The sequence below is a fragment of the Mucilaginibacter rubeus genome (genome assembly GCF_003286415.2).
GTDB lineage: Bacteria > Bacteroidota > Bacteroidia > Sphingobacteriales > Sphingobacteriaceae > Mucilaginibacter > Mucilaginibacter rubeus_A.
In genome coordinates this window covers 5727836-5752682 of sequence record NZ_CP043450.1, presented here as the reverse complement: position 1 = coordinate 5752682, position 24847 = coordinate 5727836, and the positions used below count along the sequence as shown (strand labels likewise).

24 protein-coding genes are annotated in these 24847 nt (G+C 42.6%); 9 read left to right on the top strand and 15 right to left on the bottom strand.

Annotation, left to right across the window (positions count from 1 at the left end):
• Nucleotides 1-449: 449 nt before the first annotated feature.
• From DEO27_RS22960 to DEO27_RS22930, 7 genes are all read right to left on the bottom strand, one after another.
• Nucleotides 450-1388, bottom strand: coding sequence for a helix-turn-helix domain-containing protein (locus tag DEO27_RS22960; RefSeq protein WP_112569062.1), 939 nt, complete (start codon nucleotides 1386-1388; stop codon nucleotides 450-452).
• Between the two features lie 126 nt (nucleotides 1389-1514).
• Entirely contained in the window at nucleotides 1515-2978 is a 1464-nt protein-coding gene (locus tag DEO27_RS22955) for a hypothetical protein (RefSeq protein WP_112568995.1), read from the bottom strand.
• Nucleotides 2959-3534, bottom strand: coding sequence for a hypothetical protein (locus DEO27_RS22950; RefSeq protein ID WP_112568993.1), 576 nt, complete (start codon nucleotides 3532-3534; stop codon nucleotides 2959-2961). The genes DEO27_RS22955 and DEO27_RS22950 overlap by 20 nt, the downstream gene beginning before the upstream one ends.
• Nucleotides 3531-4091 carry an RNA polymerase sigma factor gene (locus DEO27_RS22945; protein WP_112568991.1) on the bottom strand — a complete coding sequence of 187 codons (561 nt, stop codon included), beginning with the start codon at nucleotides 4089-4091 and terminating at the stop codon, nucleotides 3531-3533. The genes DEO27_RS22950 and DEO27_RS22945 overlap by 4 nt, the downstream gene beginning before the upstream one ends.
• Nucleotides 4092-4391: 300 nt before the next feature.
• Nucleotides 4392-4922 (bottom strand): AAA family ATPase, encoded by a 531-nt coding sequence (locus DEO27_RS22940; protein ID WP_112568989.1) that lies wholly within the window; start codon nucleotides 4920-4922, stop codon nucleotides 4392-4394.
• Between the two features lie 214 nt (nucleotides 4923-5136).
• On the bottom strand, nucleotides 5137-6444 hold the full coding sequence (locus DEO27_RS22935; protein ID WP_112568987.1) for a M28 family metallopeptidase: 1308 nt from the start codon (nucleotides 6442-6444) through the stop codon (nucleotides 5137-5139).
• A 2-nt stretch (nucleotides 6445-6446) separates the two neighbouring features.
• Nucleotides 6447-8321 carry a M61 family metallopeptidase gene (locus tag DEO27_RS22930; protein ID WP_112568985.1) on the bottom strand — a complete coding sequence of 625 codons (1875 nt, stop codon included), beginning with the start codon at nucleotides 8319-8321 and terminating at the stop codon, nucleotides 6447-6449.
• A gap of 150 nt (nucleotides 8322-8471) precedes the next feature.
• Here DEO27_RS22930 and DEO27_RS22925 point away from each other — a divergent pair, with 150 nt between their 5' ends.
• Nucleotides 8472-8753, top strand: coding sequence for a hypothetical protein (locus DEO27_RS22925; RefSeq protein ID WP_112568983.1), 282 nt, complete (start codon nucleotides 8472-8474; stop codon nucleotides 8751-8753).
• A gap of 76 nt (nucleotides 8754-8829) precedes the next feature.
• Here DEO27_RS22925 and radA read toward each other — a convergent pair whose 3' ends face one another.
• The 3 genes from radA to DEO27_RS22910 form a co-directional block, all read right to left on the bottom strand.
• Nucleotides 8830-10242 carry a DNA repair protein RadA gene (gene radA, locus DEO27_RS22920; protein ID WP_112568981.1) on the bottom strand — a complete coding sequence of 471 codons (1413 nt, stop codon included), beginning with the start codon at nucleotides 10240-10242 and terminating at the stop codon, nucleotides 8830-8832.
• Between the two features lie 97 nt (nucleotides 10243-10339).
• Entirely contained in the window at nucleotides 10340-12625 is a 2286-nt protein-coding gene (locus tag DEO27_RS22915) for a hypothetical protein (RefSeq protein WP_146749987.1), read from the bottom strand.
• On the bottom strand, nucleotides 12555-13580 hold the full coding sequence (locus DEO27_RS22910) for a hypothetical protein (protein WP_112568977.1): 1026 nt from the start codon (nucleotides 13578-13580) through the stop codon (nucleotides 12555-12557). Before DEO27_RS22910 ends, DEO27_RS22915 begins: the two co-directional genes overlap by 71 nt.
• A gap of 281 nt (nucleotides 13581-13861) precedes the next feature.
• Between DEO27_RS22910 and DEO27_RS22905 the strand changes: the two genes are divergently transcribed.
• A complete protein-coding gene (locus tag DEO27_RS22905; protein ID WP_190295201.1) occupies nucleotides 13862-14233 on the top strand; it encodes a barstar family protein in 372 nt (123 codons plus the stop codon).
• Here the strand turns inward: DEO27_RS22905 and DEO27_RS22900 are convergent.
• From DEO27_RS22900 to DEO27_RS22885, 4 genes are all read right to left on the bottom strand, one after another.
• Nucleotides 14217-14456 carry a hypothetical protein gene (locus DEO27_RS22900; protein ID WP_112568974.1) on the bottom strand — a complete coding sequence of 80 codons (240 nt, stop codon included), beginning with the start codon at nucleotides 14454-14456 and terminating at the stop codon, nucleotides 14217-14219. The two genes, DEO27_RS22905 and DEO27_RS22900, sit on opposite strands and share 17 nt — an antisense overlap.
• 193 nt (nucleotides 14457-14649) lie before the next feature.
• Nucleotides 14650-16200: a ribonuclease E/G gene (locus DEO27_RS22895; protein WP_112568972.1), complete on the bottom strand. Its 1551-nt coding sequence runs from the start codon at nucleotides 16198-16200 to the stop codon at nucleotides 14650-14652.
• A gap of 235 nt (nucleotides 16201-16435) precedes the next feature.
• Nucleotides 16436-17290: a tetratricopeptide repeat protein gene (locus tag DEO27_RS22890; protein WP_112568970.1), complete on the bottom strand. Its 855-nt coding sequence runs from the start codon at nucleotides 17288-17290 to the stop codon at nucleotides 16436-16438.
• A 12-nt stretch (nucleotides 17291-17302) separates the two neighbouring features.
• Nucleotides 17303-17599, bottom strand: a complete 297-nt coding sequence (locus DEO27_RS22885) for an HU family DNA-binding protein (protein WP_090534644.1) — start codon at nucleotides 17597-17599, stop codon at nucleotides 17303-17305.
• A 394-nt stretch (nucleotides 17600-17993) separates the two neighbouring features.
• Here DEO27_RS22885 and mutY point away from each other — a divergent pair, with 394 nt between their 5' ends.
• Both mutY and DEO27_RS22875 read left to right on the top strand, forming a co-directional pair.
• Complete coding sequence (gene mutY / locus DEO27_RS22880) at nucleotides 17994-19040, top strand: A/G-specific adenine glycosylase (protein ID WP_112568968.1); 1047 nt, start codon at nucleotides 17994-17996, stop codon at nucleotides 19038-19040.
• Between the two features lie 24 nt (nucleotides 19041-19064).
• On the top strand, nucleotides 19065-19475 hold the full coding sequence (locus DEO27_RS22875; protein ID WP_112568966.1) for a single-stranded DNA-binding protein: 411 nt from the start codon (nucleotides 19065-19067) through the stop codon (nucleotides 19473-19475).
• Between the two features lie 130 nt (nucleotides 19476-19605).
• On the opposite strand, the gene DEO27_RS22870 is transcribed toward DEO27_RS22875, so the two are convergent.
• On the bottom strand, nucleotides 19606-20883 hold the full coding sequence (locus DEO27_RS22870) for a thioredoxin family protein (RefSeq protein ID WP_112568964.1): 1278 nt from the start codon (nucleotides 20881-20883) through the stop codon (nucleotides 19606-19608).
• 221 nt (nucleotides 20884-21104) lie between these two features.
• Between DEO27_RS22870 and DEO27_RS22865 the strand changes: the two genes are divergently transcribed.
• The 5 genes from DEO27_RS22865 to DEO27_RS22845 all read left to right on the top strand — a co-directional run bounded on the left by DEO27_RS22865 (nucleotide 21105) and on the right by DEO27_RS22845 (nucleotide 24841).
• Nucleotides 21105-21845, top strand: a complete 741-nt coding sequence (locus DEO27_RS22865) for an SDR family oxidoreductase (protein WP_112569059.1) — start codon at nucleotides 21105-21107, stop codon at nucleotides 21843-21845.
• A gap of 128 nt (nucleotides 21846-21973) precedes the next feature.
• Nucleotides 21974-22726, top strand: coding sequence for an SDR family oxidoreductase (locus DEO27_RS22860; protein ID WP_112568962.1), 753 nt, complete (start codon nucleotides 21974-21976; stop codon nucleotides 22724-22726).
• Nucleotides 22727-22831: 105 nt separating this feature from the next.
• On the top strand, nucleotides 22832-23260 hold the full coding sequence (locus tag DEO27_RS22855) for a hypothetical protein (RefSeq protein ID WP_223818030.1): 429 nt from the start codon (nucleotides 22832-22834) through the stop codon (nucleotides 23258-23260).
• Nucleotides 23261-23401: 141 nt separating this feature from the next.
• Entirely contained in the window at nucleotides 23402-23974 is a 573-nt protein-coding gene (locus DEO27_RS22850; RefSeq protein ID WP_112568960.1) for a Crp/Fnr family transcriptional regulator, read from the top strand.
• 93 nt (nucleotides 23975-24067) lie between these two features.
• The gene (locus DEO27_RS22845; RefSeq protein ID WP_112568958.1) at nucleotides 24068-24841 is read left to right on the top strand and encodes an SDR family NAD(P)-dependent oxidoreductase; all 774 of its coding nucleotides are present in this window, start codon (nucleotides 24068-24070) and stop codon (nucleotides 24839-24841) included.
• The last annotated feature ends 6 nt before the right edge of the window (nucleotides 24842-24847 follow it).

Below are 24847 nucleotides of genomic sequence, written 5' to 3'. Positions count from 1 at the left end.
CGTACCCTGTTTACACAGTACCTGAAAGCTAAATGCCCTCTGGGAGGAAGATAATTGTGAGGATTTGAAAAATAAATTAAAAGGGAGATCAAATGGTCTCCCTTTTTTTGTCAGTCATGTTTGCGTCTGTTTGGTATTAGTGTCATTATTATATGTGTCTGTGAAATTCTTAATTCCCCATAGGGGATACCTGTTTGTAGCAAAATAATTGTGCACCGTTAGGTGCTACCCTTCTGCATGGCGCTAATGTATGCGCATATCGGGTAGCACCTAACGGCGCAAATGATTATGCAAAATAATGTTCTACAAACAGGTAGCGCCTAATGGCGCAAATTGGTAAGCCGTTTACAAGTTGTTTCGAGGGGGTATATGATGCTACGCTTATTATTGCTTTTGGATAGTTACCTTAAAGGCATGAACAACAGTTTAGAGAAATAATAATATTCAAATTATGAAGTAACGGTGCCATAGCCCTTCCTGAATAGAACCGGCGACGTATCGGTATGCTTTTTAAAGTAATTGCTGAAATGTGTTGCTTCAGAAAAGCCAAGCCTGAAAGCGATCTCCTTAATGGAAAGTTTTGAATTTTGCAGTAGCGCCTTGGCTTCGGAAATGGTTTTTTCGGCTATCCAGGTGCTGATGGTTTTGCCGGTTTTTATTTTGATGACATTACTCAGGTAATTGGGGTGCAGACTTTGTGCATCGGCATAATCCTGCACGCGAAAGGCTTGTTCGGCTATGCCGCTGCTAAGATCGCGGTAGTGTTTCTCGAGTAGGCGTTTAAAGTTCTTTACAATTTCCGAACTGCGGTTTCCTTCATATATCGGGTTATAATCCTGCCAGAAATATTCCTTAAATTTTAACAGCACCACTACAAACAGGTTGCCGATAATGCGATAGCGGTAAGGGCTGTTTGAGTTATACTCTCTCAATATTTGATGATACAAAATATCAAACTCATCAAAAACATCCGGACTAACTACCCGTGCCGGAAATGTTTCGGCCAGCAAAAAAGAGAACTCATCAAAAATATTGGCATAAACGTTTTCCTTCAGGAATGATTCGCTCAATGTAAACAGGTAAACATCGCCTATGTGCTCCCAATTAAAGGAGCGAAAATGCCCCGGATTGGTAAAGTAGATGGCTCGTGGCTGCAGTTTATAATTATGCTCATCAATGGTATAATCACCATCCCCGCTTTTAATAAAGGCAAAAACAAAAAAATTAAGCCTGCTCAACGGCGATTTAAACGGCGTAGGCTGGTTTATATCTTTCAGGTTGAAAACCGTAAAATCGGTATGCTTTATAAGTTCAAGCGGCAAGCCCAGGTGCTTGTATTGATCATAAAGGGTATTAAAGATCTGCTTTTCATTGTCCTGGTGGTGCATAGGGGAGATGTTTGCTCCAAAGCTATGAGGGCTGTGGCAGATTTGCAAGAGCCGGTAAAGCAATAAAAAACGGCGCATTGTTAGATCATAACAATGCGCCGTTTAAAATGGGGTTATTTATAATGTTTAATCAAAGCTTACACTACCATAGCTGGTGCTGATGGTAATAGTTTTATCGCTGCCACCTTTGCCTAAATGGCCCTTGTAGGTTTTAGTGGGGTTAAAGCCACGCTCGCCATCGGCAGGGGTTTTACTGGTGATGTTAACATCATGGCCGTTGTAATTGAAGCTGCCATAGTGTACAGTAATATCGAAATCGGCATTCTGCCCATCGTTTACTCCCAGCTTTACGCTTGAATATGATGAATTAACAGAAAGGTTTTTCACATTTTTATCAACCTCGCCAATATTCAAAGCACCGCTAAACTTTACGTTGATATTGCCTGACGTAGTAATGCGGCCGATTTTTGCTGAGCCATAGCTTACATCGGCATTCAGCTTATCGCAATCGCCAAGACTAAGGCTACCGTAGGCCACATCAAGGTCGCTTCCTGTTAAGGTTTCAATAGTGGCACTGCCGTATCTTACCCTGATTTGATTGCCGGGATTAGTCAGCGCTTTTGCACGAAAGCTTCCATATGAGTTATTGATATTGAGCTTGCCGCTAAGATCAGGTAACTCTGTATTGCCATATTTGTTGTTGATGGTAAGCGGGTTCCTGGCAGGCATATACACCGTATAATTGATCTCCATTTTACGGAACGCATTTTTTTTGCCAAATAACGATCCCCAGATACCACCATCATTGTCGCTATCTCCCTGGTTAATAGATGTTCTGAAAGAAACACCTGAGCCATCTTTGCTATCCTTGATGCTTACCGCGTCCAGCATTTTTTGCACCTTATCTTCATCATTAGCACCTACCACAATTTGTACATCAACCTTTACTTCACTTTTTGCCCAGGTAAACACAGTTACTTTACCATATTTGTTATCGATATTAATTACATCATTGCCATCGATACTGTAACTTTTACTGTAGGTTTTGGTTTTCTCAACTATATCGCCGTTTTGCACCTGCTTTTCATAGCTATCGTCGCCATTGTAACTGTAGCTGAAGTTTTGGTCGAAGTTTTTGAAACCGAAGTTCACATTAGGGCTCAGTTTTTCAAACTTGTCGGCAAATTTCATGCTGTCAAAATCCTTAAACTTCATTTTAAACTTTAAGGAGTCAAGCTTTTTGAACCGCATGCTGTCCTTAAATTTAAAAGCAAGTTGCTTATTAAGGCGCACCATGTTTTGCATTTTAAGCTGGAGTTGTTTTTGCTGCTGCATTCGCAGGTTATTCATCTGTTTTTGCAAATCGCGCATCTTGGCGTTCAGCTCCTTCATTTTCTCCTGGTACTCCTTGCTATTGGTAGCTGGTGTCCAGTCGCCGTTAAGTTCAGCGGCAGGCGGCGGCGAGGGTGGTAATGCCGGTTTTGCCGGAGGAGGAGGAGCTGCAGGACTTACCTGTGCAAAGTTTGCTGTGCTTATGGTTAACAAGCCGATAAGTGTTAGCAGGGCCGGACTAAATATTTTTAGTTTCATTGTTTTGTTCCTTTTTCATCTGGTTAAACTGTTCAATTACATTTAATTGCTGGTTTAGCACCTCGGTTTGTATTTGCAGGTTCCGGATCATTGCACGTAAAACACGTTCCTGGTTAGGGCTGGTGGCTAAATCATTGTTTAGTTTTTTATAGGTGGAATCCATTTTAGCTATCTCGGCGCTGAACTCCTTGTATAGCTGTGGATCGTTTTTAGATGCTGATTTAAGTTCGGTAAGCTTGGTTTCAACAAGCGACGCGTAATGCACCCGCTGTTGCGCATACTCGGGGTTGATGGCTGCAAAGTCAACGCTTTTTACGCCTTTCTGGCTTTGTATATATATGCCGAAGCCTATCCCCATTACGATGATCACCGACGCGGCTACTTTTAGTACGAAGGCCAGCGAAAAAGTCTTTGCTTCGCGCTTTTTGGGTTGCTGATCTTCCTCGTCCAAAAAATTGAGCTGCGCCTCAATTTTACCCCACAGATCTGCCGATGGTTCTATCTCGTTAAATTCTTCGTTATTGTCGTGCATGAAATCTTCAAATCGCTTGCTCATGATACTGTTCCTTTCCTGTTTAAAATTTCAATTAACTTCCTTTTAGCTCTCAAAAACTGGGTTCTTGATGTGTTTTCTGATATGTTCAATATTTGTCCTATTTCTTCGTGGTCATACCCTTCAAGCAGGTACAGCGATAATACAACGCGGTAGCCATCGGGCAGTAGTTTCATGCCCTCTTTTACCCGGGCAACCTGGTATTGTATGTCTTCATCGTCCCAGCTTTCATCGTCGGCAATATTTTCAAGGTGGCCGTCTTCCAGTTCAACCAGTTCAAGCTTGCGCTTGCGCAGCATATTGATTGACCGGTTAACAACGATTTGCTTAAGCCAGAGGCCAAATGTGGTATCCTGCCTAAAATCCTTCAGCTTGGCAAAGGCATCCACAAAAGCTTCCTGCAGCACATCTTCCGCTTCGGCAATATCGCCCACTATCCGAAAGGCCACGTTCAGCATAGCTTTCGAATATAGACGGTAAAGCTCATAGCAGGCCTTTTTGCTTCCCTGCTTGCACTCAATTACCAGGTTGTAATGTTTGTCAATATATATCGCTTCCAAATTTGTGACCAGCTTCAGGATAATAGACGCAACGCATTTTACAACGTTGCACGTATGTGAAAAATATTTTTTTAATTATTGATAATTTTTTTGAAAGTTTTAAGTTGGGGCGGATTTTAGATGTGCAAATTTTTAGATGTGCAGATGTGCAAATTGAAAAGGTGGTATGATGAGCCGAGTCCGGTTATGCGAATAAGCTGTTTGGTGCAAATAATATCCGCATGGATATCTTTATTCAATCTTTAAATCTGAAATTTGCACATCTACAAATCTGCACATCATCCTGGTCATCCTTTAATCCTAAAAATCAGGGTTCAGATACTTATCAATCGCCTTTACGGCATTATCATATCTTTCCTGGCCTAAGCCTGATATTACCAGGTAGTTAGCCTTAAGCGCCTGGAGTTCGCGGTGCCAAATGTTCATGAAATACTCCCGCTTGGTAGGGAAGTTACGTAAGGGATCATCCTGCCAGGGCATGTCGATATCCAGGAGCAGGTATAAGTCATAGGGGTGGCGCGGCAGTTCGTCAAGTACCTCCTGTGGGGCGTTACCAAACATTTCCTCGCTCCAGATTTTTACCGTTAAAAAAGTAGTATCGCAGATCAGAATACCGTTGGCTTGTGGAAGGAGTTTGTTTTCGAGTGCCACCTGGCCGTGGAACATATTCACTTCGTCCTGCCAGGTGCAATCGCCTGTGAGGTTTGCGCAATACTCACGCGAATACTCAGGCACAGCTATTGTATTGTAATGTGCCGCGAGATATTCAGACATGGTAGATTTGCCTGTTGATTCGGGGCCTACAACTGCTATCTTGAGTATTTTGTTCATGTGGGGGAAAACTAAGAAGCGCAGGAATTGTGCGATTCCCCTCTTGAGAGGGGTGGAGGGGTGTGTTCCTACTTTGATAAATCAATTGTAGAAACACACCCCTGCTATCGCTCCATCCTTCGCTCCCCCTCTCAAGAGGGGAACTAAAAAAACTTTTTTGATTCGGACGTTAGCTGCCGTCCAACTAATCTCCAATCACTAACCTCTAATCTCTCTATTCCGTTTTCTTAGGCACTCTTGTCGGTGTATCCTGTCCCGAAACAATAGTACGCGAACTCAACGCTATCGCGCGGATTGTCGAAGTAATGTTATCCACATCCAGTGTGCTAAACTCATCGCCAACGGTATGGTATAGTTTATCTATATCAATCTGGTCGGTTGAGATGGTGTGTGCAGGTACGCCAACTTCGGCCAGCGAGGCGTTATCACTTCGGTAAAACAAGTCCTGGTCCGGGTAGGGGTCCGGGTAAAACTTAAAGGCGGTACCTTCTAAGTTCTTCTGTAAGATCTTACCAAAATCGGATCTTTCAAAACCGGTGATGAATGCGGAGTTAGTACCAAATTTTGAAGCCTTGCCAATCATTTCAATATTGAACATGGCAACTACCTTATCGGCATCTACTTGTTTCGCAAAATACTGTGAACCATATTCGCCAATCTCTTCGGCGGTAAAGGCTACAAAAATCAGGGTACGGGCATTGTTGTCAAGCTTTTTATAGTATTTAGCCAGGCTTAACACTGCTGTTGTACCTGAAGCGTCATCGTCGGCGCCGTTGGCAATACTATCTGTTACTCCTGGTTTATCAGGCTTAATGATACCCAGGTGATCATAGTGGCCCGAAAATACTACGTATTCATTTGGTTTGGTCTTGCCGGGGATGATACCTGCTACGTTAAACAGTGGCAACTCCTGGGTTTTTACTTCGCAGTTTACATCAAATGATGTAACGTTATCAAACTTGCCGGATACAAATATGATTGGCGCTTTTGCTTTGCCTTTGAAATTGGTTGAGCCGGCACCAATATAGCCCTTAATACGGCTAAACAGGCTTTTGAATTTAGGATCGACCAGTAAAAGGGTTTTGGTATCGCTTTTAAACGCTTTACGATATTCGGTGCGGAAATCCTTATCGGGGCCAACCGTAATCACCTGTACATCTTTATCACCTGCCCACTTAAATGAATCGGCGCTGCTGGCAAACGCGCTGTCGGCTGCTATGGCTTTGCCATTGATGCTTACCGTTAAGCTTACCGGGGTTGAACGCACCATGGTGAAATTTTGGCGGTAACCGGTATTGCCCTCCATCGGCTTCAAACCAGCCTTTTTATATTCACTTTCGATGAATTGAGCTGCCTTTTCGATGCCGGGCGTGAAAGTTGCCCTACCCTGCATATCATCTGCCGAAAGCGTTTTGATAATGCGGGTTACGTCATCTTTATTAATCAGTTTATTAACATCCTGCGCAAAACTATAAGCCGAAACGCTTAATAATGCCGCTGTTACTATTGATATCTTCTTCATAGTTATTTGACTTTTGATTGCAGCCAGTTGTTACGGAAGGTTTCCTGTTCTTTGCTTAATTGTTTGCCGGCCTTTTCGAAAGTTACTACCTCGAAGTTTGGATTTTCTTCAAGGGTGATGGTGGTTTCATGAGCACCAGTGCGGTTTTTGTAGTTTACAGTAACTTTATCGCCCGGTTTTTTATCGGCAATAATATCGCTAAAGCCTTTTTGGTCTTTAATGTCTTTTCCGTCAACTTTCAGGATAACATCGCCTGCATCAAGACCGGCTTTATAAACCGGTGTACCTATAGTTGTACTTGAAAGTATTGGCAGACCTTCGGCGTCGGCAGCCAGTACCTGGCCTGCGCGACCACGACCTGGGGTAGCAGCCAGCGGACCGGCCCAGCCTTTACCTGGTTGTACCTTCTGTAAAACCAGGCCTGCTTTAGCCAATAGTTCTTCGTAATTATTTTTGTCGGTTCCGTTGATGTAACGCTTAAAGAAATCGGCGGCGAATTTAGGATTGTTGGTTACTTTGCCTAAATCGCTTTGCAGATCGGGAATGGTATACGGCTTCATTACTTTGCCGCGGTTGAGCCATACGGTACGCATGTAATCATCAAGCGTCATGTTAAAATCGCTGCGCAGGCGAAGGTCAAGCGCTAATGCGATAGCACCACCGTAGGTATAATAGCTGGTAAAATCGTTAACGTTATTGTTAGGGTCGATAGATACGCCCGCATCTGCAAATACAGAATAACGGCTCATTTGCGCGGCGGAATATTTGGCTGCCCCAGGCGTGTTTAAAATCTGGTTAACTAAACCGGCAATAGTTTTAGTGTAATCATCCAATGTGTTGAAGCCGGCGCGGGTAAGCAATAATTCGCCGTAATATTGGGTAAAACCTTCGGCAAACCAAAGCTCACTGCTCATGTTGGCATGCTCAAAGTTAAATGGCTCCAATGATTTCGGGCGGATGCGTTTCACATTCCAGCTATGGAAATATTCGTGCGCGTAGACGCCCATCAGATTGTTTTCAAAGCCTTCTACTTTAGGCGCCGGGATAGTTATAGAGGTTGAATTGCGATGTTCCATACCATCACCGGACACGGCTGGGTTTACATCGCTTACAAAAGTATATTCGCCAAAATCATAGGTTGGCAGTTCGCCAAATACTGCTTTTTCTTCCAATACCAGCTTTTGGATCATTTTCCCGAAATTATCTATCACCGCCTGGCTATCGTCCGAGTGCACGGCAAGGTTTATTTTTTCTTTCTTACCATCGGTATTTACTACATCCCAGCTGCTAACATTGTAGTTAGACAGTTCGGTAGGGCTATCCATCATGTATTGCAAACTTGGAGCACTGTACACGCTTGAACCTTCATGCTTAAGCTGTGAAGCTACTTTCCATCCGTATTTATCCAGGTCATCAAACTGAATGGTAATCGGGCGTTTGTCTTGTCCAACAACCCACATAAAAGTGGCAGGCATATTCAGGTGGGCGTGGCTTGGATCAATAGAAGCGTAAGTACCATCTGTCCAGTTACCGAAAAGCGTATAGTTCACTTTTACAGTGGCCGGATGTTCTCCAACCTCGTAAACATCACCTTCAACCTGTGTTAAAGGCAACTCTTTGCCGTCAACATCGGTAGCTTTAACGTTGTAAATATTTTTGCCAAACTCATGTGTTGCATATCGGCCGGCAGATGAACGGCTCATGCGTACCCTGAAATTACCAACCGGCGCTTGCGGAATGGTCATACTTATTTCGGCCTCATGATGAGCGGCGTTAGGAAATGATATGGAATAGTAAATGGCTTTTTGCGGTTCCTGCTGTGCCATAACGTTGCACGCAAGCGCAGAGGCAGCGGTAAGTAGTAGTAATTTTTTCATCAACTTAAATTATCTGCGCTGAAATTACTATTAAATCGGCAAAAAATTAATATCAATATTATTACCTGCTACGGGTTCACCAACCCTTTTAAATCCCTATTTCTGCCCCGTTCGTTTAATTATCCGTACATTTAAAGAAATTCCCGGCTTATGATCCTTTTTTCAAGAAGAAATTTACATTACACCGATTATAAATGGACTGCTTACATTCAGAATGATCCGCGTGTAAATGGCAGGCCAGATCATACAGTGTTTAATAAAAACGAGGGGAACGAAATGGTGTATCTCATTAACAAATTAATGATGATATGGGACTATCGTTTTGCCAATACCGGCAATAAAATGGAAAAACTGATCCATGATAAACTTCCGGCAGAGATTAGCAGCCAGGAAGAAGTACAGCAATGGCTTAAAACAAATCTCAAGTTTTAAATAAATAATAATAAGGATAGCACGAGGTACAGGGCAATTGTTTTTTGCTTTGAGCCTTCTGCTTTAAGCTTATCTTCTATCCAAACAACAAACTGAATACTTCCTCAATACTGCTTACGATCTTGATGTCGATATCGTAGCGCGAGAGGTCCATGCGCTTTTTATCCTGACCGCTTGCAGGGAGGTTGTATTTGGAGATAAAGATTTGGTTGAAGCCGAGTTTTTGTGCTTCGGCAATACGCTGCTCTACCCGGTTTACCGCCCTGATCTCGCCCGAAAGGCCAAGCTCGCCGGCAAAACAGGTTTTGAAGGGTATTGGCATATCCTCGTGCGATGAAATAATGGCCGCTGCAAGCCCCAGATCAATAGCGGGGTCTTCAACCCTGATGCCTCCGGTAATGTTCAGGAATACATCTTTTGCGCCCAACCTGAAACCGCAGCGCTTTTCCAGCACAGCCAGCAGCATGCTCATGCGTTTGGTATCAAAGCCGGTAGCGGTACGTTGCGGGGTACCATAGGCAGACGCACTAACCAATGCCTGGGTTTCAATCAGCATCGGTCGCATCCCTTCTAAAGTGGCAGAAATAGTAATGCCGCTCAGTGGTGCTTCCCGGTGCGAAAGCAATATCTCCGAAGGATTGGATACTTCCCTCAAACCCTCGCCCATCATTTCATAAATACCCAGCTCCGATGCCGAGCCGAAACGGTTTTTAATAGTGCGCAATATGCGATAAACATGATGCCTGTCGCCCTCAAACTGTAACACGGTATCAACCATATGCTCCAGTATTTTTGGGCCTGCTATCATACCATCTTTGGTAATGTGGCCAATTAAAAATACAGGAGTTGAGGTTTCTTTGGCAAAACGAAGCAGTTCGGCAGTACATTCCCTAACCTGGGATACGCTGCCTGGTGTTGATTCGATATGTGCCGAATGCAGCGTTTGAATAGAGTCTATCACTACCATATCTGGTTCCAATGCCTCTATCTGCTTAAAAATGTTTTGGGTTGAGGTTTCTGTGAGGATATAGGCTCCTTCGCCGATAGGCCCCCCTTCGGGCGATGCTAACCTTTCTGCCCTCATCTTAATCTGTCGTTCGCTTTCCTCGCCCGACACATACAGCACCTTTTGGTTAGGCATGTTGAGGGCAAGCTGCAACATCAGGGTTGATTTGCCTATGCCCGGCTCGCCGCCGATAAGTACTAATGAACCCGGAACAATGCCGCCGCCTAAAACACGGTTAAACTCTTTATCGGGAGTAGGTAAACGATGCTCTTCGGAATAAGTAATCTCCGTAACCGGCACAGGTTTATTGGCCCGCTGCTGACTGGTTGAGGCAGGTTTCCAGGCCGGTACTGATGCATTGCCCTTTTCAATCACCTCTTCAACAAAGGTGTTCCATTGCTGGCATGACGGGCATTTACCCAGCCATTTGGGCGATTCAAAGCCACAGCTTTGACAAAAGTACGCGATCTTGGATTTGGCCATTTTAGATTTGCAGATTACAGATGTGCAAATATGCAGATTATATTTAAAATGCTAAATTATTTAGTAATTTAAATATGGGGCTTTTGGATTTACCGCACTATTTTTTGTCTGAATAGGTCCTGAAATATCCGCATTCTTTTAACGCCTCCTTGTAATAAGCTGTTTGGTTATACTTTGCCTTTAACTCGGCGAAATAGTTATAGTAAGCATCGATTACCGCTTTGCTGATTTTCCCCTCGGAAAGTTTTTCGTAGCCGTTAAAACCAGGATCGTTATAAACTTCATTGAGTGCGCATTTGCTCAACATAAACGTACAACGGGCGCGCTGCTCATCGGTGGCGGCATTTTTACGGGCTAACTGATAATACTTTATAGCCACCTGCATGGAGATCAGTTTATCATCCATGCGTGGTTCGCCTTCATAGTAATAACGGCCGGTTGGGCCGGTAGCTACCACATCCGATTCATAGAACAGCCTTGCATTACCATAGTACGTGATATTGTAATAGGCATTGGCCACAGCATAAGCATTACGGTAAACGTTTTTGCCCTGCTTAATTTCGCTATCAAGGGTATAAAGTGTTTGCAGAAAGCTCAACGGCGTAAACTTTTGCTTTTGCGGTGCTTCATGATCACAATCATGACAGTCGGTTAACCTGCCGGTAAAAGGGTTGCCGGCAAGCAAAAAATTCTCAGGCGTCATCTTTTTAAGCTGGGCAATAGCTTCCGGTAATTTTTGCTGATAAGCCAGCATGATAGCCTGGTGGTAATATAAATTATTTAGCGTTATCGGGTAATAACGAAGCATGGCCTTTTCAAACGCAGTTTTATCCGGTTTGTTCAGCAGATCTATCATGTGCTGCACTCTCGCGCTATCGGCGTAAAAATCCTGTGCGTTATTGTTAAAACATACCTCCCTGATAGTGTTATCCTGTCTTTTATAAAGGCGGGAAATAGCCAGGTTACAAACGGATATAGCGTTGCTAAACCGCAGATCTTTTATTTTAAGCTTATTATCGCGTAGGTTGGCAAGCCAGTTAAGCGGCTCAATTAATTTAACCTCGGCGTTGGCATCCATTTTTTTAAGGCTTTTGATGTAAAGCATCATATCCAGCAATTTGGCCTGCGCCACAATCATTTTGTCACCGGCAGGAAATTGATTTTTTGCTGTTGCATAATACTTTCCGGCTGAGGTATAGTTGCTATCCAAAAAGTTGAGGTAACCGGCGGCAAGATTCCAATAGTAAGGCTTGGCGGTATTGTTTTTTGAGGCGATATCTTCTACCAAACGTTTACCCGCATTGTCAGATTTCTTAACCGAATCAGTTGTTGTGTTGCCCCAACCTGTTCCTACCTCGCGGATATTGATGAGGCGACTTAGCAGCAGATCGAGCTTTTCAGATTTGGGATTGATGGCCGCGATAGTTTTTATAGCCCGGCCGGCATCGTATTGTACGCCCAACATATGCCATAGCGTTATTTTTTCTTCCGGGGTTTTGGCAAGTTTCAGGGTAGCAGTCCAATCACTTTCATTTTGCGGGTGAAAACTCCAGAAGCTCGGGATCTTCAATTTATAGGTGTAGTCGTAGCAAAGGCTGTACAGGTAATTTGATAAGGCATAGTTTTTTTGCCTGTAATAATACCCGGCTACGTAGCCCATTGTACGATAGTAAATGAGGTTTTTGGGAAAATGATCTTTAAACTGATCAAACAGTTTCACAGTTCTGTTCGAAGGTTCATCCAGAAAATAGTAATAACGTACCATTTGAAACCAGATACGTTCTTTAATAAAAGGATCGGTTTCTTTATCATAAGCCCCCACCAGCGCTGGCCCCAGGTTTACCGGCGAATGATTGGGCTTTACTTTATCCCACGAATAATACTGATCGTTTACCGAATAGGCCTCGGCATTTTTGGCCAGCTTCAGGTAGCTGTAAAAGGCGTTAAGCATTTTGGGCGATACATTACCGGTAACAATAGCAGGATATTTAGCAGGCAACACCTTAAGCGCACCGGTAGATTTACGATAGATAGAATCAACGGCACCCGCGCTGGCTTTAAGGAGCAGGTATTGAAGCGACGCTTTATTGAACTGGTGATTAAAATGCTCGTACCATTCGTCAACAATATTGTCGTTATACCAGGTATTGCTACCGTCGGTATAGCCTAAGCCATAATAAACCTCGTTACCGGTGTAAAAGAATGGCGAGTATTGCTTATTAACAAAATATTCGGGTGTAAAAACCGAGTACTCTTCCTCGTATGAGTCGGCGCAGGCCCAGATCACACCTGCTATAGTGAGTGTACATAAACTAAAAACGAGCAGAAATTTGCGTGATGGTTTCCTGGTTAAATTTTGAAAGGTCGATGTTGGCCAGTTCATAGTAGATGATGGTTGTATGTTGTTGTTTAGGCAGATGCTGTATTACTTGCTTGGCGGCGGTGTTCAATGTGTTTCCGTCCGTTTCTTCAAGTTTAAAAATATCATTTTGTTTTACATAAATTCCTTCCATGAAAAAGCTTGCCGTAGCGCGGTAGTTAGCCTGCCCTTCAATTTGTTTAAAATGAGAACGGTCTGTAAGTTGTTGTCTCCCGATTTTTCCGTAAACCTGTATAACCCTGCCGTCGCGAATATGGATGGCCCAGGAAAACAACGGCAAGGCGATATCCAACTTTAAAGGGTACACGCTTAGATAATCGATATACTTACCCGCATCCTCTTCATTGTAAATTGAATTGGGCTGATGCAGGCCGGCATTGAGCTTGCCCATATTGTAAAACATCAACACGCCGCGGTTAACCGGCGGTACACCTGTACGGTCTTTAAATTTAACCTGGTGCAGGCGGATGGTTGCTTCCAACTGCTTTTTGCTGAGTTTTTTAACTGCAGTTAAAAAACTAAAATATTTAAGCCGGGTACTTAACGACCAATCACAGTCAACCTGAACAGTGGTATAGCTGATCTTCTTTTCTGTGGCCAGCTCATTAATCAGCTTATTGCAATGCAACGCAAGGGTAGTTACAGCGGTATCAGCAATGTTTTCAAAAGTTTTATTGGTGATATAGATAACGGGAATAATGTTCAGGCCAGCCGGAATTTCGTTAAGCTGCACAACGGCGTTAGGGTAGGAGCGTTTTTCCTGATCGTTCCAGCTTACATCAAAAAAATGGATGTAAGCATTGTTGCCGGTTTGTTTTAGTAAAGCTGCCTGTTGCCTATTAAGGTTGAAATTTGTTTTCCAGTAGTAAAAAGCGGTTGAAGCATTCCCGGGCTTGCGGCAGGAGGCCACAGGAAGTAGCAAGGCTACTATTATAAACCACCGGAAATATTTAAGCATAGGTAATGCAGCAGGTTTTTTATCGATGGTAAAGTAAGGGAATTTTTGATATATTGTTTGGGAGATCCAGTATTACATTCTATCTGGTCGAAGTTTAGCGATAGCGTAACTTCGATCCCAAAACCGGTTAAGCTTTCAGCTTAACTGAAACAGACCAACTTTTTTTAATATTTCAGGTAGGCAAGCAGAATGCTTGCCTTATTTTAGGACGAAGTTACGCTGGCGCTAAACTTCGACCAGGGGTACGTGGGGATACCCCCGCGTACTGAATAAAGATGCTTATGAGAAACATTGTTTTTTTAGAAGAACCCGATAAATATTTTGACGAAAATGAATTTATCGCTAAACTTCCAGAAGTTGGAGGAGAAGATGAGTTATTAAAAAAACTAAGTGAGGTTCTTGAATTTCCGGACTACTTTGGGAACAATTGGAATGCACTGTATGATTGCTTGCGCGATTTTCATTGGATGGCGAAGAAGGGGATTGTGTTGGTTCATCATGAACTGCCACTTCTTGCCGATGATAAAATAAAGATTTACCTAAATGTACTTTTTGAGGCGGCCGAAGATTGGCTTGATAATGAAGCGCATTATTTCAAAGTAATTTTTCCCGAGAAATCGAGGCGGTTTTTAGAGGCTAATCTTCTGATGTGAGTATCACAGCGCAAAGCGCCCGTATTGTTTCTGCTAACTTACCTTCTGCGTTTAATTGTACAAGTTCAGCCTCCCTAAAAACCCGTTTATGTGTTTTTCCCTCGTGCTGTGCATCTATGGTAATATAGGCTTCTGCATTTAAGCTATCCGGGCCGGATCTTGTTACCGTCAGGAGTTCGAAGTTGGGTTCGAAAACCTCCTTTATTTTGTCAACTATTTCCATATCTCAAAAATAGCGATTTAAATATTGCAATGTATTTGTATCATATTTAACCTGTGTAAGTTACACTGTCGCTAAATTTTGATGAGATATAGAAGAGGGTGGTAAACAAAAAGAGCAGACGCTCATCCAAACATCTGCTCTTTTAAAGATCTTTAATTTGTGCCATTTTCAAACAGTTGCACTTCTGAAAGTTTTACAGTTTAATTTCTTCGTCTTTTGATGAGAAGAAATGGAATTCCGTGATCTGGTAGGATGGGTTGCTTTTAACCTTTATCCATTGGCCATATTTGATAAACCACTTCATTTGGCGGTTATAGATGCCTTTTTTAATGTAGGCTTCAATATATGGATGTACGCACAGGGTAATCCCTTTTTCATTTTGCTCGGTAAGGATATAATTGAAATTGTTTTCAATATCATCCATCAGCAAAATGGTTGGCCTTATAGTGCCGGTTCCGTTACAGGTTGGGCAAACCTCGCTGGTAACAATGTTCATTTCTGGCCTTACACGCTGACGGGTGATCTGCACTAAGCCAAATTTGCTCGGAGGCAAAATGGTGTGCTTAGCACGGTCGTACTGCATTTCAGCACGCAGAAAATCAAAAAGCTCTTTACGGTTTTGAGGTTTGTGCATATCGATAAAATCGATCACCACAATGCCGCCCATATCGCGCAGGCGTAATTGCCTTGCTATTTCTTTGGCGGCTTCCTTGTTAACCTGGTAAGCGTTTTCTTCCTGGTTTTCTTTGCTGGCTGTACGGTTACCGCTGTTTACGTCAATAACGTGCAGGGCTTCGGTATGCTCAATTACCAGGTAAGCGCCACCGGCAAGGTTCACGGTTTTACCAAACGCGCCCTTGATTTGCTTTTCGATACCAAAATGGTCAAATATAGGTTCCTTATGCTTGTGCATGCGGACTATACTTTCCATATCGGGCGATATTTCATGAATGTATGAACGAATTTCTTCGAACATACTGTTGTCATTGGTATAAATGTGCTGAAAATCGGGGTTCAAAATATCCCTGAGGATAGTTGATGTACGCCCAATTTCGCCCAATACCTTTTTTGAAGGCTCAACAGATGGCAGCTTGGTAATAAACTGCTCCCATTTTGAGATCAGATCAAGCAGGTCTTTCTGCAGCTCATCAACTCCTTTACCTTCGGAAACTGTACGGATGATAACGCCAAAATGCTTTGGCTTAATGCTCTCAACTACTTTACGGAGCCTGGTGCGCTCAGTGTTGCTTTTTATCTTTTTCGAAATAGAAATTGCTTCCGAAAAAGGTACTAAAACAACATACCGGCCTGCTATTGACAAGTCGGAACTTAAACGTGGCCCCTTAGTTGATATGGGTTCTTTGGCTATCTGTACCGGGATAAGCTGGTTTTTGGTCAATATCTCGGAGATTTTGCCTCCTTTATTGATATCGGCCTCAAGCTTAAACCCATCCAATAGCTTAGATTGATATCCCCCGCTACGTACCTGTTTGGTCAGTTTAAGCAGGCTTTGTACCTGCGGACCAAGGTCAAGATAATGCAAAAAGGCATCCTTCTCATAGCCAACGTCAACAAAAGCGGCATTTAGGCTGGGCATGATCTTTTTGATACGGCCCAGGTAAATATCACCAACTGTATAGTTGTTGCTTACCTGTTCTTTGTGAAGCTCTACGAGTTGTTTATCCTGTAATAATGCAATGGTAGCCCCGTTGGGGGATGAATCGATAATTAATTCTTTTATCAATTGCTACTCCATTTCTTATAACGGCAAAAACCGTGTGTTAATAAGTGGGTAAAAAAACACTAATAAATAAAAAGTTACCCGCCCCGGTTGGGGGCAGGTAAATTCAGCTTTGGTTAAAGCCGCTTATTTCTTTTTATGTCTGTTTTTTCTTAAACGTTTTTTACGTTTGTGGGTAGCCATTTTGTGTCTTTTACGTTTTTTACCGCTCGGCATAATAATAATTTTTAAATGTGTGTTAGTTATTTAATTCCTTGATATATCCATCAATGCGCTGACTGAATACGGGGTCAGGCATCATTTCTTTGCATTTCTGGTAAGCGTCAATAGCTTCCTTTTTCATACCTAATTGCTTATAGCTTTCGGCTAAATAGAAAGTAGGTTCCAGTTCCTGCTTTTGCGCAAGCAGTGTTTTAAACCTGCCTACCGCTTTTTCATACTGACCCGATTTCATGGCAAACATACCTAAGTTAAGGTTAGCGTTCCAATTGTTCGGGTCTTTTTTAACAACCTCAAGCAGCAGCGCTATACCCTGCATAGGGCCGGATGCGCCGTTAACGTAAGCTATGCCTAACCCGGTTTTGCCTTCAAGGCTTTCGGGTTGTAATTTCAAAGCATTTTGAAATGCTTCGGCTGCATTATTTACAAACGCGGGCTGAAATAAAGTATCCTGTGTAAGTTTATATGCATCATTAAAACGGTTACCTGCATTTATCCAGTCTTGCACCTTGTTTTCTTTACGGGCTACTGCCTGGTAATAGAATGCTGCAGGCGCAGGCTGGTTAACATCGTCCCAGTGTTTGGCCAGTTGCGTTTGCAAAGCTGGTGCATCTGCGTCTGATGCTTTTTTTAACTGGGCTTCAAGGTCGTTGATCTTAGCCGCCAATGCATCCCCAATAGCTGCTTTGGCCGGGGCCGATACCATATCAACGGTAACGTTAGCTGCCGGTTTGGCGGCACCTGCAGAGGTAGCCATGGCCGGTTTGCTGTTTTTATCGTCTTTTGGTTTTACTAAACCTTTTACGGGCAACCAATACAAATAGCCCATAATAACAACTACGGCTGCACTAACGACTATTTGTTTCTTATTCATGATGGCGTATAATTATTTTTTGCTGGTTTTGTTACCTGACTTTACTTTCTCAACAAAAGTTTTAGCTGGTTTAAAGCTTGGCACGAAGTGCTCAGGGATAATGATGGCAGTATTTTTTGAAATGTTACGTGCTGTTTTTTTAGCTCTTTTTTTAACAACAAAACTACCGAATCCTCTTACGTATACGTTTTCGCCGCCAACCATTGAGCTTTTAACAACTTTGAAAAACGCCTCAACAGTTTCCTGCACGTCTACTTTCTCTATACCTGTTTTTGATGAGATTTCAGTTATAATTTCTGCCTTAGTCATATCTTATTTACTTAATTTTATTTTATAAATACTTAACTGTTTTGGGGTTGCAAAAGTATTGCTTTATCCGTTAACAGCGAAATATTTATCCTTTTTTTTTTGTTCAGCCCTTAAAACCTACACTATCGTTACAATTTTGAGTATGAGAGCCTTATAAATCATTGGCAAAATACAGTTTGCCAGTTGTGAAGAGGTGTGAAAAAAAGTGTGCAAATCCACCATCCTGATAGGGCTGGGCAACACTTACCTTTCACACTTTTTTAAGCGGGGCCGGCCCGGATTTCTGAATTTCCTGTGGCAGTTTTCTTAACCTCAGTTTCCATCCCCGGTATTCTTAACTTCTTGTTTCCTGGTTCCCGGCTTCCTGGTGCTGCAATTACTTACTTTTACATCGATGAATTTTACAGACGAAATAGTTCAATGGTATTTAAAGCATAAACGCGATCTGCCTTGGCGTAACACCACAGATGCTTACGTGATCTGGCTTTCGGAAATTATACTCCAGCAAACCCGGGTAGAACAGGGGATGCCTTACTTTTATCGCTTCCTTGAAAAATACCCCGATGTAAGCAGTTTTGCCGCCGCCCATGAAGATGAGATCCTGAAACTGTGGCAGGGGCTGGGCTATTATTCAAGAGGGCGTAATATGCTCAAAACGGCGCGACTGGTGCAGGAGTTTCATAATGGCCGTTTTCCGGATAGTTATAACGAACTGATAAAACTAAAGGGAATTGGTGAATACACCGCAGCGGCAATAGCTTCATTTGCTGCAAATGAAGCAAAGGCTGTGGTTGATGGCAATGTTTACCGTGTGCTGGCGCGATACCTGGGTATTTACGAGCCCATCAACTCAACTGCAGGTAAAAAAACATTCCAGCAGGTAGCGGATGATTTTCTTAATAAGAAAATGCCAGGGCTGCATAATCAGGCCATGATGGAGTTTGGCGCTATGCTGTGCAAACCTAAAGCTCCGGGCTGTAATATTTGCCCTGTACGAATGGATTGTGTGGCATTTAATACTAACGCAGTGGCCGACCTGCCGGTTAAATTAAAAATCCTGAAAGTACGCGAACGCTTTTTAAATTATTTCCTGGTAACCGATGGGGATGCCATTTTAATGAACAAAAGAGGGGATAGGGATATATGGGCAAATATGTATGATTTACCTATGGCTGAAACAGATACGCTTTTAAGTACAGAAGAATTATTGAAACAACCTGCCGTTTTGGCTGTTTTTGGTAATGATATTGAAGCAATAGAAGTTTCGCCGGTACATAAACATATTCTTACTCATCAGCGGCTTTTTGTTAGGTTGATAAAAATTGAGAATCAGCCGCTCAAAATGAATGAAAACTGGGTAAAAATCAAGGTTCAAAACCTACCGGAATTAGCATTGCCGAAAATCATTTTTATATTATTAAAAAATATTTTTAATTTGTAAAATAATTTTGCGTTAATTTAGGGCATGTCAGGAATAAACAAAGTAATACTCGTTGGCCATTTGGGGAAAGACCCCGAAGTACGAAATTTAGAAGGTGGGGTGTCTGTAACGAGTTTCCCTTTAGCTACTTCCGAAACGTTTAATAAGGATGGTCGTAAGGTTGAACAAACTGAATGGCACAATATTGTAATGTGGCGCGGGCTGGCCGAAGTAGCAGCTAAATTCCTGTCAAAAGGGAAGCTGGTTTATATAGAAGGCAAACTCCGTACACGCTCCTTTGAAGACAAAGAAGGGATAAAGAAGTACACTACCGAAATTGTGGCCGAGAACTTTACTATGCTTGGCCGTAAAAGTGATTTTGAAAATGAGCCATTGAAATCACCTTCAAAAAACGGGGATTCGTTTATTGATCATTTAAATGCCGAAGACTATTAATTTGCCGATACTTTACTGAAAACAACCCCGACAAAAAAATCTTACACATCATGCCATACAGTACCTTGTACGCTGCGCATGATGTATAAGATTTCCGATTGTAACCTGAGCTGCTTTCTACACCCCTCCACTACCAGATCTTTTCGCCCTTTTTCATTTGGTCGAGCTGTTTGTTTAACGCTTCGTTTTCTTTGCCATTTATTTTGATCAGCTTTTCAAATGCAGCAATACCCGCTTCTTTTTCTCCTGCTTTGTACAGCAGGCATGAATAAGTGTTCAGGTAATTCAGGTTTTCTTCATTGCCGCCTGTGAGCGTGGATTTTGACCAGTCGGCAGCTGTTTTTAAATAATCTTGATTATCGCTATCAAGATATAAAGACCATGCGTAGGAATTAAGCATATTTATGTCAAAACCTGATGGTCTTGCTGCATAAGCATTAACGGCCGCGATAAATTGCGGTTTGTCTCCGGTCCATTGGTAGTAAGCCGGTTTTGCACAAACAATCATGTCGTTGCCTCGTCCGGGATATCGTGCCTCAATTTTAGACTTAACTGCATCCCAGTTTACATCCGTTATGATATCGCCTGTATAGTAATACATAAACCCATTATCTACTTTCTTACCATCCTTGCGCAGCAGCGGAAGTATGAGTTCGTCAAAAGCGATATTGTTGACAACTATGGCGCTTTGGCCTTTGCCTGCTACCATGTCTACTTTATCGGCATCACGAAGTAACACGGCAAAACCAGGGTCTGTACTTTTTTTAGTGGCAACGGTTATCAACTTTATATTTTCTTCGGTAAGCAAATCTTTTTGGGTACGTAAATAAGCATTTGCCACAACAGGTATAAAGTTGATGTCGCCGGTTTGCTGAGCCGAATGTGTAAGCGTCAACAAAAAGGCCGCGTCTCGTTTACCCTGTTCAAATTGCTTTTTAAGGTGTGTGTATTGGGTTGCCGGGTCAAGGGCAGACTTAGCTTTGGCTATAAAATCGTCGGCTTTAGCTGTGCCGCCAACCACGGTGTGTACTAATTCACCGCTTGGGTTAAAAAATAAAAAAGTTGGATAAGCTGCAATTTTATAGGTACTCGCTAAATACTTAGCGTCCTTATAAAATAGTCTAACATCGGCGTTGTCATTTTTGGTTTGGTCAAACTGAACCGATACGTTAATGAAATTCTTGTTGAAAAAATCCCCTACTTTTTGCTGAGGGAAAATTTCATTCGCCATCATTTTGCAGGGTTCGCACCAGCTTGTAAAGCCATCAACAAATACATACTTGTTTTCTTTTTTGGCTTTCGCCTTGATCTGGGCCCAGGTAAGTCCTTTTTCAAATTTGATTCCTTTTTCGGCAGCTTGCAGGGTTGTGCTTAGTAGCAGCAATGCTATTATCAATACTTTATTCATGGCAGGTTTAATTGGTTAATGCAATTTAAATATTTCGCGATTAATAATCATTTTTTATTTATTGCACTTAATACCGCGTCAATTAAGAGCTCTGCATAAACCAACCTTAGATATTCGTAAGTAATGCTTTGATATGTGTATCATTCAGGGGCCTTGCTCTTGCCACCTTTGTATTGTCAATCAACAACGACAAAAACATAAACAAAATAACAAAGGAAACCATGAACACATTAGCATCGAAAGTAGTATTAGTAACCGGCGCCTCAAGAGGCATCGGTGCAGCAGTAGCCCACAAATTAGCAGCCGAAGGCGCTAAAGTAATTATCAACTACGCAGGCGGTAAAGAAGCTGCCGACCAAACAGTAGATTCTATAAAACAACAAGGCGGTGACGCCATCGCCTTACAAGCCGATGTGAGCAAAGCCGATGAGGTGGCGGCCATGTTTGACGCTGCAATAGCCCACTACGGCAAAATAGATGTACTGGTAAACAATGCCGGCATCATGATCACCAAACTTATAAAAGACACCACCGACGAGGATTTCATCCGTCAGTTTGATATCAACGTTCGCGGTACATTTAACACCATGCGTGAGGCCGCTACAAAACTGGCCGACAAAGGGTCTGTAATCAATTTCTCATCAACCCAAACCCGAGTGTTAACACCTACTTATGGCAGCTATGTAGCAACCAAAGGTGCGGTTGAACAACTGACCCGTGTATTTGCAAAGGAAGTAGGAGCACGTGGTATTAATGTAAATGCGGTACAGCCGGGCCCTGTTAATACCGAATTGTTCACCAAAGGCAAATCACAGGAGCTAATTGACCGCCTCAATTCACTCAACGCCTTTAATCGCCTTGGCGAACCTGAAGACATTGCCAAAGTGGTTGCTTTCCTGGCCAGCGATGACGCCAAATGGATCAGCGGACAAATCATCGGTTTGAATGGCGCAATGGCTTAAGCCCCCTAACCCCCTAAAGGGGGAATCAAGAAGCAAGAAATCAGGAATCAAGATTCAGGAAGAAACCTTGAAACAAGAAAAAATAAGTGTAATCAACAACAATCATCGCAATCAAAAACATAGAAATCATGAACTCATTAAATAATAAAGTAGCAGTAATAACCGGCTCAGCCCGTGGATTAGGTAAAGCAATTGCAGAACGTTACGCAGCATTAGGTGCCGATATCGTAATCAATTACTCACGTGATAAAGCATCTGCCGATGAAGTGGTAAGCAACATCAGCGCAATGGGTGTAAAAGTAATAGCTGTACAGGCCGATATCAGCAAAGTGGCCGATATTGAAAGGTTGTTTAAAGAAGCTAAAGAAGCCTTTGGTAAAATAGATATCGTGGTAGCCAATGCCGGCATTGAGCTGGTGGAAACCCCGGTGGTTGATTTTACTGAAGAACAGTTTGACCGTGTATTCGGTATCAATACTAAAGGCACTTACTTCACCATGCAGCAGGCTGCTAAAAATGTGGAAGACAATGGTCGTATTATTTACATAGCCTCAAGCACCACTTCATTCCCTGTACCCGGAATGGCAGTGTATGGTGGTAGCAAAACCACTCCACGCTACCTGGTTGATATCCTTTCAAAAGAAATTGGTCACCGTGGTGTAACAGTTAACTCTATCATACCATTTGCTGTTGATCATTCAGGTATCTTTGCCGAAGCTGATAGCTACCCCGCATTAAGAAAACAATTGCTTGACAGTTGTCCGATGGGCCGCCTGGCCGAAGTTGAAGATGTGGCCAATGTGGCCGAGTTTTTCGCCAGCGATCTTTCATCATTCGTGAATGGCCAGCATTTGCTGGTAAACGGTGGTGCAACAAATTAATTATCAGTTTAGTAACATACGCCAACAGGTTATAGTCTTAGCTATAACCTGTTGTTTTTATTTAACGGGTAAAAAATATTATTTGATTTATACATCTACTAAGCCATGAAAACGCTTAACCATTATATCATATACGGTACATTAATTACTGCCTCTGTAAACGCGCAGGCTGCAAAAACGCCTGCCTCAACTATACAAAACATCAAAACCATGAATACCGGGAAATTAAGTAACACGGTAGTAAAACAAGCCATTGAAGCCCTGCAAAATGGCGATAAAAAAGCCTGGTTTGCTTTATTCACTAACGATGCCCAACTTTTTGACGATGGTAACAAAATGAACTTTAAAAGCTTTTTTGAAAAGGCTTTGGGTCACGAACGCTTTACCAGTATTGATAAGGTAGAGCAAAACGGGTTACACGTTTACGGTAAATTCCACAGCGACCAGTGGGGCGATTTTAAAACCTATTTTAAGTTTACTATTGATGCTAACAGCAAGATCAGCAAACTGGAAATAGGACAGGCGAGTTATTAAAGCTTAAATTTTATTTGCCCTCATCATCACGTCATTGCGAGGAACGAAGCAATCGCACGGAAGCAGGTCCTATCTGCACTATTCGTGATTGCTTCGTGTCTCACAATGACGTTTAATACAATTTTCCCCGATATTTGTATCATGCAACAGCCACTCATCGCCCGCTTACAGCAGTTAAAACCAATCTCACTTGAGGATCAAGAGCTTATTGTAAAAGCTTTTGAGCCCCTGAAATTCAGGGAAGGGGATACATTATTGCCGCTTGGACATGTGGCAAGGCAATTGTTTTTTATTACAAACGGTGTGCTCCGTATCATGGCTCAAAATGATAAAGGCAATGAGGTTACCTATTTCTTTTTAAAAGACAATCAGTTTTGCACCATCCTGTATAGCTTTAATAATAACATGGTTGCCGAAGAAAGTATCCAGGCTGCCTGCGATACGGAATTGCTGGCTATCAGCAAAAATAATTTGCTGGCTTTGTACGAGAAACTGCCCTATCTAAAAGAAATGATCGATCAGATTTCGCAGAATACGCTTCTGGAGAAAATAAAAACCAGGAATGCTTATCTGGGGCATGATTCGTCCGAACGATACCTGTTATTTTTGGAGCGCCAGCCTGAAGTGGCTATGCGGGTGCCTTTGACTGATATCGCATCTTACCTTGGTGTAACACCTCAGTCTTTAAGCCGGATCCGCAAAAACATCCGTTAAGGACAAAATAAACAAACCGCGCTTTTTACCATTTGTTAAATGCCCTGGTTACTTTAGTGCTGAGCTTTGTTTTATCATTAAAACAGAACAAACATGTCAAGAATATTTATAACAGGATCGGCTGATGGGTTAGGGCAGATGGCCGCTCAATTATTACTGAAAGATGGTCATAGTGTAGTATTGCACGCCCGTAATAAAGCCCGCGCTAAAGAGGCTTTGGCCACTGTGCGAGGGGCAGAAACCGTTGTTACCGGCGATTTATCTTCTATTGCTGAAACTATAAAAGTTGCAGAACAGGTAAATAAGCTCGGTTCCTTTGACGCGGTGATTCATAATGCCGCAGTAGGCTACCAGGAAGGGCGACGGATAGCAACCGTTGACGGTTTGCCGCACGTTTTTGCTATCAATAGTCTTGCTCCCTATATCCTTACCTGTTTGATTAACAAACCTAAACGACTTGTATATATCAGCTCGGGCTTGCATAAAGACGGTGATGCTTCACTGCGCGACCTGGAATGGAACATTCGCAACTGGAATGGTTATATGGCTTATGCCGACTCAAAATTACACAATGTGGTCCTGGCCTTTTACGCTGCCCGTAAATGGCCCGATGTGTATTCAAACGCGCTGGAACCAGGTTGGGTAGCAACCAAAATGGGCGGACCAAGCGCTCCGGATAGCCTGGAAGACGGCCCAAAAACACAGGTATGGCTTGCGGCAAGCAATGAGCCTGAAGTGTTGGTAAGCGGGAAATATTTCTATCATAAAAAGCTGCGTTCCGTGCATCCGGGAGGTTCGGATCCGGCTGTTCAGGATAAGTTTATTGCCGAGTGCGAACGTTTATCGGGAATTAAATTTCCTGGTTGAAGGATT

Coding starts and splice junctions, on each gene's coding strand:
- DEO27_RS22885 (WP_090534644.1), bottom strand. CDS start 17,599: ATGACTAAGGCAGAAATTATAACTGAAATCTCATCAAAAACAGGTATA.
- DEO27_RS22925 (WP_112568983.1), top strand. CDS start 8,472: ATGATCCTTTTTTCAAGAAGAAATTTACATTACACCGATTATAAATGG.
- DEO27_RS22860 (WP_112568962.1), top strand. CDS start 21,974: ATGAACTCATTAAATAATAAAGTAGCAGTAATAACCGGCTCAGCCCGT.
- DEO27_RS22930 (WP_112568985.1), bottom strand. CDS start 8,321: ATGAAAAAATTACTACTACTTACCGCTGCCTCTGCGCTTGCGTGCAAC.
- DEO27_RS22940 (WP_112568989.1), bottom strand. CDS start 4,922: ATGAACAAAATACTCAAGATAGCAGTTGTAGGCCCCGAATCAACAGGC.
- DEO27_RS22900 (WP_112568974.1), bottom strand. CDS start 14,456: ATGGAAATAGTTGACAAAATAAAGGAGGTTTTCGAACCCAACTTCGAA.
- DEO27_RS22915 (WP_146749987.1), bottom strand. CDS start 12,625: ATGAACTGGCCAACATCGACCTTTCAAAATTTAACCAGGAAACCATCA.
- DEO27_RS22950 (WP_112568993.1), bottom strand. CDS start 3,534: ATGAGCAAGCGATTTGAAGATTTCATGCACGACAATAACGAAGAATTT.
- mutY (WP_112568968.1), top strand. CDS start 17,994: ATGAATTTTACAGACGAAATAGTTCAATGGTATTTAAAGCATAAACGC.
- DEO27_RS22890 (WP_112568970.1), bottom strand. CDS start 17,290: ATGAATAAGAAACAAATAGTCGTTAGTGCAGCCGTAGTTGTTATTATG.
- DEO27_RS22865 (WP_112569059.1), top strand. CDS start 21,105: ATGAACACATTAGCATCGAAAGTAGTATTAGTAACCGGCGCCTCAAGA.
- DEO27_RS22855 (WP_223818030.1), top strand. CDS start 22,832: ATGAAAACGCTTAACCATTATATCATATACGGTACATTAATTACTGCC.
- DEO27_RS22935 (WP_112568987.1), bottom strand. CDS start 6,444: ATGAAGAAGATATCAATAGTAACAGCGGCATTATTAAGCGTTTCGGCT.
- DEO27_RS22875 (WP_112568966.1), top strand. CDS start 19,065: ATGTCAGGAATAAACAAAGTAATACTCGTTGGCCATTTGGGGAAAGAC.
- DEO27_RS22910 (WP_112568977.1), bottom strand. CDS start 13,580: ATGCTTAAATATTTCCGGTGGTTTATAATAGTAGCCTTGCTACTTCCT.
- DEO27_RS22960 (WP_112569062.1), bottom strand. CDS start 1,388: ATGCACCACCAGGACAATGAAAAGCAGATCTTTAATACCCTTTATGAT.
- DEO27_RS22845 (WP_112568958.1), top strand. CDS start 24,068: ATGTCAAGAATATTTATAACAGGATCGGCTGATGGGTTAGGGCAGATG.
- DEO27_RS22850 (WP_112568960.1), top strand. CDS start 23,402: ATGCAACAGCCACTCATCGCCCGCTTACAGCAGTTAAAACCAATCTCA.
- radA (WP_112568981.1), bottom strand. CDS start 10,242: ATGGCCAAATCCAAGATCGCGTACTTTTGTCAAAGCTGTGGCTTTGAA.
- DEO27_RS22870 (WP_112568964.1), bottom strand. CDS start 20,883: ATGAATAAAGTATTGATAATAGCATTGCTGCTACTAAGCACAACCCTG.
- DEO27_RS22905 (WP_190295201.1), top strand. CDS start 13,862: ATGAGAAACATTGTTTTTTTAGAAGAACCCGATAAATATTTTGACGAA.
- DEO27_RS22955 (WP_112568995.1), bottom strand. CDS start 2,978: ATGAAACTAAAAATATTTAGTCCGGCCCTGCTAACACTTATCGGCTTG.